This is a genomic window from Dysgonomonas sp. ZJ279 (assembly GCF_011039205.1).
GTDB lineage: Bacteria > Bacteroidota > Bacteroidia > Bacteroidales > Dysgonomonadaceae > Dysgonomonas.
In genome coordinates this window covers 80,257-97,293 of the sequence record NZ_JAAKEL010000003.1, presented here as the reverse complement: position 1 = coordinate 97,293, position 17,037 = coordinate 80,257, and the positions used below count along the sequence as shown (strand labels likewise).

11 protein-coding genes are annotated in these 17,037 nt (G+C 38.1%); all 11 read right to left on the bottom strand.

Annotated elements, in window-relative coordinates; all coding sequences use genetic code 11:
• Positions 1-17: 17 nt before the first annotated feature.
• Positions 18-1,997, bottom strand: coding sequence for a DUF3857 domain-containing protein (locus G7Y57_RS05830; protein ID WP_165021268.1), 1,980 nt, complete (start codon positions 1,995-1,997; stop codon positions 18-20).
• Between the two features lie 143 nt (positions 1,998-2,140).
• Positions 2,141-3,319, bottom strand: coding sequence for a TolC family protein (locus tag G7Y57_RS05825; RefSeq protein ID WP_165021267.1), 1,179 nt, complete (start codon positions 3,317-3,319; stop codon positions 2,141-2,143).
• Between the two features lie 5 nt (positions 3,320-3,324).
• A complete protein-coding gene (locus G7Y57_RS05820; protein WP_165021266.1) occupies positions 3,325-6,441 on the bottom strand; it encodes an efflux RND transporter permease subunit in 3,117 nt (1,038 codons plus the stop codon).
• 15 nt (positions 6,442-6,456) lie between these two features.
• Entirely contained in the window at positions 6,457-7,686 is a 1,230-nt protein-coding gene (locus G7Y57_RS05815; RefSeq protein WP_165021265.1) for an efflux RND transporter periplasmic adaptor subunit, read from the bottom strand.
• 51 nt (positions 7,687-7,737) lie between these two features.
• A complete protein-coding gene (locus G7Y57_RS05810; RefSeq protein WP_165021264.1) occupies positions 7,738-8,157 on the bottom strand; it encodes a Fur family transcriptional regulator in 420 nt (139 codons plus the stop codon).
• A gap of 124 nt (positions 8,158-8,281) precedes the next feature.
• The gene (locus G7Y57_RS18180) at positions 8,282-8,758 is read right to left on the bottom strand and encodes a DUF6769 family protein (RefSeq protein WP_165021263.1); all 477 of its coding nucleotides are present in this window, start codon (positions 8,756-8,758) and stop codon (positions 8,282-8,284) included.
• A gap of 119 nt (positions 8,759-8,877) precedes the next feature.
• The gene (locus G7Y57_RS05800; protein WP_165021262.1) at positions 8,878-10,263 is read right to left on the bottom strand and encodes an aspartate ammonia-lyase; all 1,386 of its coding nucleotides are present in this window, start codon (positions 10,261-10,263) and stop codon (positions 8,878-8,880) included.
• Positions 10,264-10,711: 448 nt separating this feature from the next.
• Positions 10,712-12,871: an elongation factor G gene (locus G7Y57_RS05795; protein WP_165021261.1), complete on the bottom strand. Its 2,160-nt coding sequence runs from the start codon at positions 12,869-12,871 to the stop codon at positions 10,712-10,714.
• Positions 12,872-13,224: 353 nt separating this feature from the next.
• Positions 13,225-14,562 carry a TolC family protein gene (locus tag G7Y57_RS05790; protein WP_165021260.1) on the bottom strand — a complete coding sequence of 446 codons (1,338 nt, stop codon included), beginning with the start codon at positions 14,560-14,562 and terminating at the stop codon, positions 13,225-13,227.
• A 14-nt stretch (positions 14,563-14,576) separates the two neighbouring features.
• Positions 14,577-15,704: an efflux RND transporter periplasmic adaptor subunit gene (locus G7Y57_RS05785; protein WP_165021259.1), complete on the bottom strand. Its 1,128-nt coding sequence runs from the start codon at positions 15,702-15,704 to the stop codon at positions 14,577-14,579.
• Between the two features lie 42 nt (positions 15,705-15,746).
• Positions 15,747-17,015, bottom strand: coding sequence for an ABC transporter permease (locus G7Y57_RS05780; protein WP_165021258.1), 1,269 nt, complete (start codon positions 17,013-17,015; stop codon positions 15,747-15,749).
• Between the last annotated feature and the right edge of the window lie 22 nt (positions 17,016-17,037).

Sequence of the window (17,037 nt, the reverse complement as noted above, 5' to 3'; positions counted from 1 at the left end):
AATTCATAAATAAATTGTCAGCTTATCTTTTTTAATACAATTTGCTCCGAATTTTTAAGCACTATTTTGGCAAAGAAATTGCGTAACAATTCATAGTCAGTTTGTAAAAACTGTAACGATTTTAATTGAAACTGATAGTTCATCTGGATGCTATTTTGAGTTTGTCCCACGCGACAAGTCAGAACCATAGACTCATTCTCATCTAATAGAATTTTCTCCGATTGGATAGTCTCCTCTACAGCATAACCTTCAGGAATCATAATATTAACTATCTGCCTATAATTTTGCAAATAATTAAAATTAACAGGAACAGTCCGATTTTCATCTTTAAATGGATTCTCCGAAAAATGCTTTATTAAAAATGGGTTTATATAAAGAAATTCGTCTCCTAAAGTGACATCCGGTTTTACAATAAAAATCTCCTTGACATCACCCGCAGCATTATCAGCTCCTGATATCTCAAAATCGACAACCTCGCAAGCCAATTGTCCGGTTAACTTTTCCAAATATTCATTATTATCTTTATAGTCCGCATAATGGTCTCTGAAAGAGAGCGCATCATTTCCTCTTCGGGTTATAGATATTCGCCCTTTATACTCACCTCCCTCAAATTTATAATCGTTAGTTATTGCCATCATTCCTATTGAAACCGCAGATAAATCGACCCAATCGCCCCCTTGTTGAAGCAATGCACGAGCCTGAGGAACCATACATTTTTGAGGTAAAAGGTTCCAATCTCCAAATTTAGCAGATGCATCAGTATAATACATCATGGTATCTATCTTAACACCTACAATTGTATAATTCAATGCTGAAATACTAGGATGAGTTACAGGCAATCGTCCGTTGCTCCTCGTACTAAGCACAACAGGATAGGCATCAAAGCCACCAGACTTCAAGGCATTGATAAGCAAGAAGTTCATATCAGCACTATTTCCTAAACCTTTCTTTAACACATCACCCAAATCGGAAGGATAAAATGCATTTTTCTCATTCCATTTCACTTTATATTTAATCATATTGAGTATTTCTTTCGCATTCTCAATATTTATTTCTTTTGTTGAAATATCATTTTTAAAAAGACCTGTTTTCTTAAGATTACCACCGAAAACACCTGCATCAAGGATGTCTTTATCTACATTAGCCCACGTTGTTGTATACGATTTTGTCATGCTATTCGGAAATTTCGTATTACTTAGTTCAAATGTTACTTTTGATATATAATCCCCTAATGTCCAAACATAACTTTCATTTTTCAATGCCTTTATATTATTGCCTCTGAAAACAGTTTTTTTTGCATTACAAGTGTGCATAGTGCTCTGCATACGACCATTATCGTCCTTGTAACGAATATTGTAGTTTGCATTAACCATTGTATTTGTAGCATCTATTTTTTCGTAACCTTGCATATTTAAGTTATAATAGAGATACTCAGGAGTTATAACCTCAAAGCTAACTTGCTGTGTTGGAATAGAACTTTGAAAATAAAATTCCCGCAAATCATAATAATAGTCCGAAACAATTGTATATTTAAATTCAATCACAGAACCTACTTTTGCACCCGACAAGGTAAACTTCTTCAGTTTATTCTTCTCATTTATGCTTTCATCAAAAATAAACTCCTTTGACAATTTTGTCTTAATAATCTTTCTATTATCAGCATTGTATGTAGTACCAGATAAGTGAGTTATGCGTTCCTTATTTAATCTGTCTGCTTCATAATATGGGATTTCCTGATCGCACCACCCTAACCCCTCATTCTTCAATATCTTTATCTTCATCTTTAGTGTATACTGATATTGAAAACCTGCTTCATCATCATAAATAAAATCTAAGTTACCCTCTTTCAATAGAATAAGAGCAGCAGCAGTTGTATCCTGAGGATATACAGCCATATCCAGCTCATCAATGGTTACATCCCCATATTTCGATTGTGCATTCGAATATAAAGTCGCTAACAATAAGAAAACGGCTACGATGGTAAGTGTTTTTTTCATAGATTTGGTGTTCGTTAATATTTGCAAAATTAACTAAATAATCGTTCTATCCAAATAATACTATAAATATTACATAATACACCATATTATACAAAAAAGACCGATGATAAAATCATCAGCCTTTTCCCTTAAAAATTAACAACTTATCTCTCCCACTGCAAGAGTTCGATCACCGCTAGGTGGTAATCCCGCTCGGTTTCGAGGTACTTATCAACTGTTTCGTAATACACAGATACTTCCAGTAAATAATTGATAAGGGAAAGCTGCCCCCTATCGAATGCCCGTGCAAGTAACTCGTGATTATTGGTTATTGACAAAGCATTCTCATACTCTTTCAGAAAGAGAGATAGTTTATATGCTTTCTCATATTCATTTTTCAATTTATTACGAAACTGTAATTTGTAATCTTCTTGCTGCATTTGCAAGGCTATAGTTTGAGCCTTCTGGTGCTTCACTGTATTTTTTCCTTCCCACAAAGGGATAGAAACCCCTATAGTAAACCCTTGCAATACTGTTCCCAAAATTCGTTCACTAGTATATCCGGCATTAAACTTAGGCATATTGAGTGCACGTGTCAATTGCTCTTGCTTACGACTTAAGACGACCTCTTGCTCCGCTAACTGAAGTAAGGAATTATTCTCTTTTACATTAACGAACCACTCATCGAAGTTCAAAGGGAAAGCAAACTGAGGATAAGCATCCAGACTATTTTCAATAGATATTCCTCCATTCATCCGCCGTAATTCGGATTTAATAGTATTGATCTCAACTTCATTTATTTGTAAAGCCTTCTCTGCACTCAATAAATTAAGCTTCGTTTTATTACGCTCCAGAACATTGATATCTCCTTCATCAAACATAGTCTGATAACCGGCTGATAACTCTTTCGCATACTTCAGACGTTCGGTCAGTAATTTATTTATTTTAATCTGATAAGTCAACTCGACGCAGAGCAGGCGTGCCTCTTGTAACACTTCTCTGCGCTGTTGATCATAGTTCAAATCCACTTGCCGATTCTTCCCTTGTGCTAATTGTGATTTATGACGATAGGCTGTCGGAAAATCGAAAGACTGGGTTACATTCAGATCCGTTCTATTACCGGTATCTCCCGGGCTACCCCAAAGATATCCAAATTCAACTTCGGGGTTGGCAATAGTAAGACCAGTCTTATTTCCTATTTTATCGGCATTAGCCTGTTCTCTAAGAGCTTTCAAAGTTGTATTATTGGCTTCTATGCTGTTCAAAACCTGCTCAAAACCTGATTGGGCATCGATTGTCAATACAGTAAAAGACAGGATAATACTAAATATTATTCGTTTCATAACTTTCATTTAATTTCTTGTTGAACTAAAGTTTCTTCTACCTGCGGTTTGCGGTTTTTCAACATCCTATAAATTATCGGAACAATGTACATATTCAATAAAGTAGACGTTAATAATCCTCCCAGAATAACCTTTGCCATGGGGCTTTGTATCTCATTTCCGGGCAAGTCACCTTGTATAGCCAATGGAACCAGAGCTAATCCGGATGATAATGCAGTCATCAAAATAGGATTCAGTCGATCGAGCGAACCTTGCAAAATACTTTTTTCTATCGAAAACCCTTTAGCACTTAAGTCGTTATAGTGAGACATTAGCAGGATTCCATTACGCGTTGCAATACCAAATAACGATATAAAACCAATGATGGCAGGTATGCTTATCTCGCCCGTAGTCAAGAAGATTACATATACCCCACCAATGAGAGCCAATGGTAAGTTAATTAACACTACTGCCGACTGCGCCACATTGCGGAACTGATTGAATAACAGCAAAAAGATTATCAATATAGCGAACACAGACGTAATTAATAAGGTTTGAGAAGCCGATTTCTCGCTTTCGAACTGACCGCCATATTCAATGTGATATCCCTCAGGCAATATGATATTAGCATCTATATTATTTTGAATATCATCGACAACTCCACGCAGATCACGTCCAGCAACATTCGCCGATACAACTATTTTACGCTGAGCATTCTCTCGGTTGATAGCATTAGGCCCTGTAGACGAAGTTATTTCAGCGACATATTCAAATGGAACCTTTTTGCCATTTGCATCAATCATCAGATTACGTATTTTATCTGCCTCATCTTTAAAATTATCATCTACTTTAAGTGTCAGATCGAATGTTTTACCATTGTCATACACCTGTGAAACAATTTCTCCGGCAAGCATGGCTGTTACAAACTCCGAAAACTCGGGTAATGTAATACCATATTTGGCAAGCATTTCGCGTTTAGGTATAATCTTTAATTGCGGACGTTCGACTTGTTGCTCTACATTCAAGTCGGCAAGGCCTTCGATACCTTCTATCGATGATTTTATTTGATTACCCAATGCAAAGAGTTGATTCAAGTCCGTACCAAATAACTTAATAGCGATATTGGCTTTCGTTCCCGACAGCATATGGTCGATGCGATGTGATATGGGTTGTCCAATCTCAATACTTACTCCCGGAATTGCATTTAGCTTTTCACGTATTTCGACAAGCATTTCATCTTTGGAGCGATCTTTCAATATGAAAGGTGCTTCTATCTCGGAAGAGTTTACGCCAAATGAATGTTCGTCCAACTCCGCACGACCTGTTTTACGTCCTACCGTCTGAATCTCGGGTACAGTCAGCAACATCAGTTCGGCTTGTCTGCCTATTTTATCAGATTCCTCAATCGATATTCCGGGCAATGTATTGACTGTGATAGTAAATGATCCTTCGTTGAATGGAGGTAAGAAGTTACGCCCCAATGTAAAGAATATAATAATCGCCGAAGCTAATAACAGACCTGTTACAGCTAGTACTTTCTTTTGATGAATCAAAGCCCAATGCAAACTTTTTTCATATATCACTTTCAATTTGACAACAAAGACCGGCTCTTTATCTTCTTTATTCCCTTTGTTCTTACCAAGCAAATAGCTACATAGTACAGGGGTAACCGTAAGTGCAATAATAGTAGAAGCAAACAATGCAACTATAAAGGCAATACCAAGCGGAGCAAGCATTCGCCCTTCCATCCCACTCAAAAAGAATAACGGAATGAAACAAGTAACAATAATTAATGTTGAATTAAGAATCGGCATGCGCACCTCTTTCGATGCTTCGAAAACGACATCCAGAACTTTCTTTTGTTCAGCTATCGGCTTCTGCCTGTTCTCTCGCAGATGTTTAAACACATTTTCGACATCTATTATAGCATCGTCCACCAGTGAACCAATAGCGATAGCCATTCCCCCGAGACTCATGGTATTAATGGTTAATCCCATAGCCTTAAGGGCAAGAATAGAAGTAAGTAAAGATAGAGGAAGTGCCAATAGAGATATAAATGTTGTGCGCCCGTTCATTAAGAAAAGGAACAAGACAATTACAACAAATATCGATCCTTCGTACAGCGATTTTTGAACATTGCCTATTGAGTTTTCTATAAACCGTTCCTGACGGAAAATGTCAGACGATATTTGCACGTCTGCCGGTAAACTTTTTTGAAGATCGACAAGAGATGCATCCAGCTTTTCACTAAGTTCTATCGTATTTGTATTAGGCTGTTTGGTTACAGTCATTAATACAGCTTCTTTTCCTCGTTCGGATGCCACACCCAATTTAGGTGCTTTCGCTCCAATTTTGATTTCGGCTATGTCGCGGATAAGAATCGGATTTTCTCCCGCCTTCTTTATGACTCCTGTTCCCAATTGGTCTACATCTGTACTTTGCATGATGCCACGAACAATATATTCGTTACCATATTCGTACAAGACTCCTCCCGCAGCATTCTGATTCATATTCCGAACCGATTGCAAAACCTCATCGAGACTCACACCGTAATGTTTCATACGACCGGGATCAAGTAATATCTGATATTCTTTGATATCCCCACCAATTACGGTTACTTGCGCCACACCTCCGGTTGACAGTAAACGTGGGCGAATAGTCCAGTCGGCCAATGTGCGTAAATCGAGTAAAGACGTTGAATCGGCAGTAAGCCCGATAATCATAATCTCACCCATTATAGACGATTGTGGTCCTAATGTCGGTTGTCCCACGTTGCCGGGCAAAGTACCGCTTATTGTCGCCAGTTTTTCGGTTACTATCTGGCGCGCTTTATATATATCTGTTCCCCAGTCAAACTCGACCCACACGACAGAAAATCCTGTGATGGAAGACGAACGGACACGGCGAACATCAGTTGCTCCGTTTACCGCAGTTTCGATAGGAAAAGAAACAATCCGTTCCACCTCCTCCGCTGCCATGCCGTTGGCTTCGGTCATGATAACAACTGTCGGTGCATTCAAATCGGGAAACACATCTACTTCCATATTCTTGGCAGTATACAGTCCTCCAACCAAAAGAAGTACCGCACCAATAAGGACGACCAAACGGTTGTTTAACGAAAAATGTATTATTCTATTTAACATATTATTTCCTCCTTGTTAATGCTCATGACCGTGTGGTATAGCAGCTGATGCCGATGCCAGTTTAACATGATAAGCTCCTTTACTGACAACAATATCTCCTTCTTTCAAACCCGAAAGAATTTCTACACGGTCACCATCGCTGGCACCGAGTTTCACTTCTTGCTTTTTATATCCTTCTTCATCCAATTGGATATATACAAAGTAAATACCTTGATCTTCGGTAAGAGAAGAAACAGGTATGGAAATTACTTGTTGCTTTACTCCGGATATGAGAAATACCTCAACATACGATCCCGATATTATCTGACCGATATTGTCAAATTCAAAATTGACGGGTACATAATATTCTTGTGTATTTGCAGAGCGGCCATAAGAAACCAGTCTTCCGTTCAGATCGGAAAGGCGATGAATCGCTTTATCGTAAGGTGTTTTGAAATTAGCTGTGGTTATATTTCCTAAATCTTTATAGTAGCGCTCCGAAACATCGGCTCGCAACTGTAGCTTACGGTTTTGTGTGACAGTCACTAATGGCTGACCTACTTCTACATACTGACCTTCGGTTACCAATTTTGATTTAACAAAACCACCGATAGGCGAGGATATCCCAACTCCTTTTGCTCCCTGATGAGTAGCAAAGTTGCCATAAGCTGTTTTGGTATTCTCATAATTGAGTTTCAGTTCGTTAAATTCTTTCTGCGATATCAGCTTATCAGCTATCAGCGCTTCCGCCCGTTGATACTCGAGTTGTGCAATCTCATATGCCGATTTAGCTTTAAGAACAGGATCACCATCCACAATATTTCTGGATGATATACTAAGCAACGATTCGCCGGCCTTTACAGATAAACCGTCATTCAACGATGCTTTATTGAACGATACTATACCATTTGTTGTGGCAGATACTGTTACCTCATCTCCCTGAGCCGAAAGTATTTGTCCGCTGGTTTTTATCACCTGATGAAAACGATCCGGTTTTACTGTTATTACTTCCAAGCCTACGGCTTTAGCCTGTTCGGGAGTAAAGATAATCTCATCGCTATGATTTTCTGCGGTTTTGTCTTTCTCGCCATGATCATGATCACAATCATGTCCTTCTTCGCCGTGAGTGTGACCTTCTTTTTCATGATTATGACCTTCATGCGATTCTTTATCGTGATTGTGTCCGGCGTGTTCATCTGCTTTGTTGGAATTGCACCCCCAAGCAAAGACAAACAGACAAACTAAATAAATAAGTTGTTTTTTCATTCTATGTACGTGTTTTAATTTTAATACAAAGTTATTGGTTAACGAACGCAACTAGGTTGCAATTTTAGAACAGTGACTGCATAAGCCTTTCAGTACAAAATTTGCACTGTGAAGAATAAAGTTTTGAGGGATATTTACTTCGGGTATAGAAGCATTGTCGAGACAGAATGTCGTTTTACACTTTTCGCAGTAGAAATGTGTATGCTGCTGCTCTACCGAGCAATCGCAATAGCGGCTGCAAACCGAATATTTGATAGAGCCGGAACCATCGTCTATACTGTGTATCAATCGTTTCTCATGAAACAAAGTGATGGTTCTGAATAAGGTAGACTTATCGACAGTATCGAGTGTAGTTTCTAAATCCGCAAGACAAAATGCATGCGAAAAATTCATCATTTCTTTAAAAATGAGCAGTCTTACAGCTGTAATATTAATGCCTCTTTCTTGAAGCCGTTCTATGTAGTTATCCATTATATTTCAATACTTTAATATCGCAAACTTTCATATTTACCGTCTAAGAAAGACAACAAACGTCTGCTATAACTAAATGACAGTCATTACATGATAATAAATACTCGAACAAACGGAGTATTTATCAGCTTAAAGTAGAAATAAAGGGAGGAGCCCTTAGGCTACGTATAGAGCCGACAAAGGGTGAGGTATAAGTTTCTAAATATGGTTTTTCCTGTAGATGAAGTCCAACGGTTGGAGCATCAAGATAAAATATATTTAGCGTATAAGCAATATAAAATAAAGACGAAATACTAATCGGTTGGACAGTATCATTTTCGTGGTTATTCGCCTGACGTAAAACGACAGTCTTCAAATCACAATCTTCTGAATTGTCGTGCGAATGGTGTTTATCATGCACACCACCACAGCATTCGCAATTGCTATGATCACATTCACTATGATCACTATGTTTCTCGTTATTATGAATTGTTTGACAGGCTTCGCTACGGACCATACATACAATTCCGTCATGATGGTAATGAGGCAAGACTCCATGTGCCAATAACAATATATTAGCAAATAGCAGGAGAATCAGAGATATATGCTTCTTAACCTTCATCCGGCAAATATAGGAATTTTTAATTTAAAACTTCAAACTTTGCACACACAAGAAAACAAAAGCGTTAAAATAATAATTATCCTAACGCTTTTATTTAATTATTTATGTATGATTTACTATCAAGCTCCGATCATATTTTCAGGGTTTAATATTCTATCCAGTTCATCTTTAGATAATACATTTTTCTTTAATATCAAACTATAAACGCTCTGCCCTGTTTCAAGTGCTTCTTTGGCTATCGCAGTACTGTTTTCGTAACCGATATACGGATTCAGTGCTGTTACGATACCGATGCTGTTCATCACTAAATTTTTGCAATGTTCCTCATTTGCAGTGATACCGTCTATACAGTTCTTTCTGAAACATACCATTGCATTCGACAGAAGTTTTACCGATTCAAAAAGAGTATATGTGATCACAGGTTCCATCACATTCAATTGTAATTGCCCTGCTTCAGCGGCCATTGTCACAGCAAAATCGTTCGCTATCACCTTAAAGCATGTCTGCGATACAACCTCGGGTATAACTGGATTCACTTTACCGGGCATAATAGATGATCCGGCTTGCATTGGAGGTAAATTGATTTCATAAAATCCACAACGAGGACCCGAAGTCAGCAATCTTAAGTCGTTTGCCATTTTCGATAACTTTGTCGATAATTTTTTCAAGGCCGAAGAATAAGCAACAAAGCTCGAAGTGCTGGATGTTGCCTCCACCAAATTTGTAGCAGGCGTAAAATCGAACTTAGTTATTTTCGACAGATTCTCGGCACAAAGTTTAGCATAGCCCGGAACAGCATTAAGTCCTGTACCAACAGCAGTAGCCCCCATATTTATTTCCAAACTCTGATTTGCACTTTGATTTAAAGAATCGATCTCTTTATCTAACGTAGCTGCATAGGCATCGAATACCTGTCCTAGAGTTAGAGGAATGGCATCTTGAAGATGGGTTCGCCCCATTGTTATCACATGTGCTAATTCTTGTCCTTTCCTCTTTAATGAACCTACAAGTTCACTCAACGATTGCACTATATTCTGATTGTAAAAAAGAATTCCTAATTTAACACCTGTAGGATAGGCATCATTAGTAGATTGAGAGAGATTTACATGATCGTAAGGAGAACAATATTGATATTCCCCTTTATTATGCCCCATCATTTCGAGTGCAATATTAGCTACTACCTCATTTATATTCATGTTGGTAGAGGTACCTGCACCTCCTTGTAACATATCACTTAAAAATTGATCCTGATATTCTCCTCCTATAAGTTTTTTACATGCTTCTATTATAGCCTCTGCTATTCTTTTGTCCAATACACCTAAGCGACAATTTGTTTCTGCGGCAGCCCACTTTACGTAAGCTAATGCTTTAATAAACTCGGGAAAACTGGTAAGTTTTATTCCTGTAATCTGAAAATTGTGAACAGCCCTTTGAGTGTGAATACCATAGTAAGCATCGCTAGGAATAGGCAGGTCTCCTATTAAATCAGTTTCAATTCTATCCATGTTAACAATATGAAAGTAAATATTTAGAAAATAGTTAGTATTTATTATCGAATGTACTAAATGTTTTAACGAAACAAAAGAGTTTCATATTATAATATCACATATTTTATCTTTATATAGAGGTTAGGTACAATTTCATGCAAATAACGTGGTTCGATATAAACATCATATAGTTATGAATTAGTATCTGTCTTTCGTCCATTGTGTCATCCAGAAATGTAGTGAGGGATCTATTATGAAATAAGCCGGTAGCTAATAGCTATTGGCTAATAACCTCAAGAGAAGTAGATCCCTCCTATCAGTTCGGGATGACAGAGTCTCTCCAGAATTTTATTAGTTATTATTCCTTTTCACATATCGAACTCACATTAAATAAGATTTATGTCACTAAAACAAAAAAAAAGGAGCTACTCTTTCGAATAGCTCCTTTTGAGGTTATAATTCGCAATTAATCTTCATCTTTTTGTGTTGATGCATAATCTTTCAGCAATTTTTCTTGTACATCGGTAGGCACAAGTTCATAACTTGCAAACTTCATAGTGAAAGAAGCTCGACCTCCTGTCAACGAACTGAGCGAAATTGAATAACTTCCCATTTCTTTCAATGGTACTTTAGCCTTCAATATTTCGATACCTCTATCGCTTTCCATACCCATAATCATAGCACGGCGGTTTTGGAGGTCACCCATTACATCGCCCATTCTATCGGAAGGGACAGATACGGTTACATCATAGATAGGTTCGAGAATCTTAGGACCTGCATTTTTGAAAGCTTCGCTGAACGCATTTCGCCCTGCCAGCATAAACGAAATTTCATTGGAATCTACAGGGTGCATCTTTCCGTCATAAACAACAACACGTACATCGCGGGCATAAGAGCCTGTTAATGGCCCTTGCTCCAAACGTGCCATAATACCTTTTACAATGGCCGGCAAGAAGCGGGTATCGATAGATCCACCGACGATACTATTTACAAAAACAAGCTTACCGCCCCAGTCCAGATCGTAAGTTTGGACATCACGAGTCTGTACTTTAAATTCTTGTCCGTTGAACCTGTAAATCTCAGGAACAGGCACACCTTCCACATATGGTTCTACTATCATGTGAACCTCGCCAAATTGTCCGGCACCACCCGATTGTTTTTTGTGACGATAGTCGGCTCTGGCAGCTTTGGTTATCGTTTCTCTATATGGAATCTTCGGCTCGGAATATATTATAGCTATTTTATCGTTATTTTCAAGTCTCCACTTCAGTGTTTTAAGATGAAATTCCCCTTGTCCCGAAACAATTAATTGCTTCAATTCTTTCGAATTTTCGATCAACCATGTAGGGTCTTCCTCATGCATGCGCTGCAATGCTTCACTGAGTTTCTCCGTATCTTTTTCGTTCTCGGCTTTTATAGCACGACGATATTTTGGTTCAGGGTATTTTATAAAATTAAATTTATTATCTACTCCTTTTACATTTAAAGTATTTCCTGTCCTTACATCTTTTAATTTAACTGTTGCGCCGATATCTCCTGCAACCAGTTCCTCTACTTTGGCACGTTGTTGTCCGGCAGCACAAAACAATTGACCGATACGTTCTTTCGAACCTCTGTCGGCATTAACAAAATCATCGCCTTCGTGTACTTTGCCACTCATTACTTTGAAGTAAGAAACTTCTCCGACATGAGGCTCTACTGTTGTTTTAAAGAAAAACAGACTTGTCGGCTTGTCTACCTCCGGTTTTATCTCTTCACCATCTGTATTTACGGGACAAGGCAAGTCTCTTACATAGGGAACAACATTCCCTAAGAATTCTAATGTACGTCTCACGCACATATCATTCGCCGCTGACACACAGAATACCGGAAATAAATCTCTATGCACCAATCCCCAGCGAATACCCATCCGCATCTCTTCTTCGGTAAGTGTTCCCTGATCGAAGAATTTCTCCATCAGAGATTCTTCATTTTCGGCAGCTGCCTCAACTAACTTTTGATGCAATTCGCTTGCTTTTTCTTTTTCCTCTTCAGGTATTTCGAGTACTTCAGGAACACCGCCTTCAGGTTTCCATCGGTACATTTTATTCTTTAACACATCTACAACAGCATTAAATCCTTCGCCGCAATTAACCGGATATTGAACTAATACTGCCTTCTCTCCATAATCGGCTTTCAATTGAGACACCACATTATCGAAATCGGCTTTGGCGTGATCCAGTTGATTAACAACGAATATGACAGGTTTTTGTAATTGACTGGTGTAACGCAACTGATTGATTGTACCAACCTCTAATCCATATTGTGCATTGAGAACCACCAAAGCGGTATCTGTCACATTGAGTGAGGTAACAACATTACCCGCAAAATCGTCGGAACCGGGACAGTCAATAAAATTGAGCTTGCGATTCATCCACTCAACGGATATTATGCTAGAAAAAACAGAATAACCATACTCCTTCTCCACCGGGAAATAATCAGAAACTGTATTGCCGTCTTCGACACGACCTCTACGTTTTATTACCCCCGCTTCGAAAAGCATGGCTTCGGTGAGAGTGGTTTTGCCCGCTCCCGAACTACCAAGAATAGCAATGTTCTTGATTTCACTTGTCTGGTAAGTTTTCATGGCACAAAAATTTATAAAGATTAATACTTTAGGTCGCCGACCTATTTTATTTCTTTAGTAAGTATAACTATTGATGTGTACTATAACTGAAAATACAGCATATTTAATAGTTTACCATACTTATCTTGTAAAGATCAGAATCACCTGACCTATCGATTTCTCGTGCGTAAAAAAAATGGTATCTTTCCAAAAATAGTAAAATGTTCTGATGATATAACAAAGATTTCTCATGTTATTCATACATGAAAATGAATAAACAGTAAAAAAAGAGAGTTTTTAGTAAATTTTATCGATAAAAAAGTCCTGAAAAATTATATTCTTCAGGACTCCGTATATCATTTAGATATCTGTGGTTATTTTATATCAATCTTTGTACCTCTATAAAAATCTAATATCTTGGCACGGAAAAGAAAATCATATTTTGCCTGAATTTGCTCCGATCGGCTAGTCAACAATTTAGTCTGTGCATCGGCAAACTCGAACACCGTAGATTTTCCTATATCGTAGCGTTCCTGGGCATAATTAAACGACTCTTGCGAAGCCTCCAAAGCAATCTCTGTCGACGAGAATTTAGATTGAGCAGCTACAGCACTCTGATACGCTTGTTGTATTTCTTTAAACAAAGCCAGTTTCACATTATCAAGTTCTAATTCTCTATTCTCGATATTAATACGCGCCCCTCTCACCTGATTGCGAGTTTGGAAACGATTGAAAAGAGGAACTCTCAATGTTAGACCAATTACCTCGCGTGAGTTATTTTTCAACTGTTCAGAAATACTCTTATTATCATATTCACTCTTATATATATGATCGAAACCATTATTGTATGAAAGGCCTAAATCGATAGTCGGCCAGTATCCCGATTGAGCTACTTTGAGGTTTCTTTTACTACTTTCTACTTTGTATTCAGCTTCTTTCACATGAGGTCTGCTAACCACTGCCACCTGATAAATCTGATCGGCAGGAAGAATACTTGATATATTATCACCTATCACATCTCCCAGAATAGGTTCTGCCACATCAAAATCTTTAGCATCAAGAAGATTTAATGCCTGTGCCAGATTCAGTGACGAAAGATCCAAATCATTTTCTGCAACTGTAGCATTCAACTCATCTTTAGCCAACTGGGCTTTTATATCATATAGCTGCGACGCAGGAACTTTACCAGCATCAACCAAAGCTTGTGTACGTTCTACTTGTACCTTACTAAGTTTAATTTGCTCTTGATAAACTTTGAGAATTTCTTTTTTGAACAGTACATCCAAAAACAATGAAGTAACCTGTAATTCAAGATTCTCTTTTGCTTTCTTTAAGCCTTCGGTAGCAGCCAGCAAGTTAAGCTCATACATCTTTATTTCATTCGGAATACGAAATCCGGTGAATATCGGAGTGCTGGATGACAGACCAAAATTTGTGGTAGAAGCCGAATTCGCCTCATAAACACCTGTTGCGGCTGATGCTGTCCGACCAAAGTTGAAATTTTGTCCGGCACTTCCCGACAAATCTGGCAAACGACTATTTTTACTGGTACTTAAATCGACCTCCGAATTCTTTACACTTAAATATTGCTGCTTGATTTCAATGTTGTTTTCGATAGCATAATCGATACACTCTCGCAGAGTCCACTTATTCTGAGCCTGAAGACCCAGTGTAAGTAATAAAAAACAACATGATACTATATATTTTTTCATAGCTTTATTATTTATCATTGTTCTTTACCTTCTTTATTCGGCTTGTCAGAAACTTCATTGCCTCTGATCTTGTCTCCTTTATTTAGTCCCGATTTCACTTCAACTTTTATACCATCCGATAATCCGATTGTGATATGTTTCTTCTCGAAGTTTTGTTTCTGATCGAGAGTATCTTTGAGTATATACACAAATGAGGAATCGTTGCTAAATTCGATTGTACTTTCTGGAATAGATAAAACACTTTCGGCCTTAGCTAATACAATCTCGGCATTGGCACTATATCCGGCACGAACTACAACCGAATCGGAAAGTCTTGCTGCTGCTTTTATTTCAAAAAGGATAGCTCCGTTTTCTTCGGTTCCTTTCGGTGCTATATATTCGAGTGTAGCATCGAATTTTTGGTTTTCAATTGCTCCTATCGATAATTTCATTGGCATTCCGGCGTGAACACGTCCAACCTCTGTTTCATCTATTTTACCGATAAATATCATGTCGTTCATATCGGCAACAGTTGCAATTGTAGTTCCATCGTTAAATGTATTCGACTGGATAACAGAGTTACCAACTTTGACAGGAACATCAAGAATCATCCCGGTAATAGTAGATCTGATCTGTGTATTACTATATTGGGCTGTCTTTTTCGAGATACCACTCTTTACAATGTCTAAGTTATCTTTCGAGTTGTCAAGTTCTTCCTTAGCCTTTTTATAATCGGCTTCGGCCTTATCCATTTCTTCTTTCGCAATCACACCTTTTGTGAACAATTGTGTTTGACGCTCAAATTCTGCCTTAACTTGTGTCAGATTGATCTCAGCAATAGTCACTCGCGATTCGGCCGAGTTTAAAGATGCCATTTCAGGTATAACCTTTACGGTTGCAATAACTTCGCCTGCTTTTACATAATCTCCGGCTTCTTTCAGCAATTCTGATATAATACCGGATATCTGAGGTTTAATCAACACCTCATCGCGGGGAGAAACTTTCCCTGTTGCTACAGAGGTATTTTCCACATTACCTGTATCTACTGTAATAATTTCATAAACAACCTTTTTGGGCTGCGACTTCTGCCAGAGCATGTAGAACGTACCTAAAACAATAAGCACTATTATCACAAGCAATGCAATTTTAAGAATCTTCTTCATATTATTTGTTCTGTTTATAATTTCCTATATATTTAATTTGTCTTACTCTTCTCTAATAGCATCAATAGCTTTTATTTTCAAGGCTCTCATCGCAGGCATTAGTCCTGCTACAACACCCGACACAATAAGTACTCCCATTGCCAACAATCCTGTCTCGAATGAAACGAAAGGAGGCACAAAAAACGACCCTTCGCCCTCCGGCACTTGTGTATTGGCAAGCATTGCCGCTCTTACTATTTCCAATATTACCACTCCGACAAAGAAACCTCCAAAGCCGGCAATTGCCGTCAATAGAAAGCTTTCACTCAATATTTGTTTTACTATGGTAAACGGTCGCGCACCTAATGCACGACGGACACCGATTTCCCTTGTTCGCTCCCGAACCGTTACCAGCATAATATTACTGATACCTATTATGCCCGAAAAGAGAGCACCGAGTCCGACAATCCAGATAAGGAAATCGACACCTAAAAATAAATTCTGAAATATCTGAAACTCTTTTTCTATATTAAAACTTCTCATTGCCTTTTCGTCGGTAGGCGATATATCATGAGTGGCCTTAATTATACTTTTCACTTCTTCTTCGGTTACAGATGCAGGGTATCCGGGTTTTGCCGTACATCCGAGAAAATGTATCACATCTCCCTGATTAAAAGCACGCTGCATAGTAGTAAACGGCATAAAAATAGATTCTTCAACATTTCCACCGACCGAAGCTCTTGATTTAGGGCGAATTACTCCAATTACTTGAAAATAAATACCATTTACTCTTATATATTGCCCTATCGGATCTTCACCCGGTTGAAACAATGTTTCATATACTACTTTACCGATTACACATACCTTGCGATAGTTATCGACATCGAGCGTATTAAACAGACGACCATGTAATATGTGCTGTTGCTCTATCTGAAAATGAGCCGGATACACTCCTCGCGTACCGTATGTTCCCGATTTTGTACCTCTCACTGCATTCTTATCTGTACCTCCACCAAACAACATGGGTGAAATCAGGTCTACCGATTTCGCTTTCTGGCGAATAATGACAAGGTCTCTGTTTGTCATATCCCAATGACGCCCTTTACGGAACCCTTTATATGCCTCGCTAGTAAGATTAGTAAAAAAGAAGCAGGAGTTAGATGCAAATCCATTCACATTCTGTAACATACCATCTTTAAAACCATTACCTACCCCAATAAGTATAATGAGCATAAATATCCCCCAAAATACACCGAAGCCTGTAAGAAAGCTACGAAGTTTATTTCGGGTTATTGTAGACCATATTTCCTGCCAATTGTCTAAATCAAACATATTCTATATTATATCTTATTGT

What these genes read in the sequence shown, in the direction of transcription:
- G7Y57_RS05830 (WP_165021268.1), bottom strand. Translation starts at nt 1,997, where the DNA reads ATGAAAAAAACACTTACCATCGTAGCCGTTTTCTTATTGTTAGCGACT.
- G7Y57_RS05825 (WP_165021267.1), bottom strand. Translation starts at nt 3,319, where the DNA reads ATGAAACGAATAATATTTAGTATTATCCTGTCTTTTACTGTATTGACA.
- G7Y57_RS05820 (WP_165021266.1), bottom strand. Translation starts at nt 6,441, where the DNA reads ATGTTAAATAGAATAATACATTTTTCGTTAAACAACCGTTTGGTCGTC.
- G7Y57_RS05815 (WP_165021265.1), bottom strand. Translation starts at nt 7,686, where the DNA reads ATGAAAAAACAACTTATTTATTTAGTTTGTCTGTTTGTCTTTGCTTGG.
- G7Y57_RS05810 (WP_165021264.1), bottom strand. Translation starts at nt 8,157, where the DNA reads ATGGATAACTACATAGAACGGCTTCAAGAAAGAGGCATTAATATTACA.
- G7Y57_RS18180 (WP_165021263.1), bottom strand. Translation starts at nt 8,758, where the DNA reads ATGAAGGTTAAGAAGCATATATCTCTGATTCTCCTGCTATTTGCTAAT.
- G7Y57_RS05800 (WP_165021262.1), bottom strand. Translation starts at nt 10,263, where the DNA reads ATGGATAGAATTGAAACTGATTTAATAGGAGACCTGCCTATTCCTAGC.
- G7Y57_RS05795 (WP_165021261.1), bottom strand. Translation starts at nt 12,871, where the DNA reads ATGAAAACTTACCAGACAAGTGAAATCAAGAACATTGCTATTCTTGGT.
- G7Y57_RS05790 (WP_165021260.1), bottom strand. Translation starts at nt 14,562, where the DNA reads ATGAAAAAATATATAGTATCATGTTGTTTTTTATTACTTACACTGGGT.
- G7Y57_RS05785 (WP_165021259.1), bottom strand. Translation starts at nt 15,704, where the DNA reads ATGAAGAAGATTCTTAAAATTGCATTGCTTGTGATAATAGTGCTTATT.
- G7Y57_RS05780 (WP_165021258.1), bottom strand. Translation starts at nt 17,015, where the DNA reads ATGTTTGATTTAGACAATTGGCAGGAAATATGGTCTACAATAACCCGA.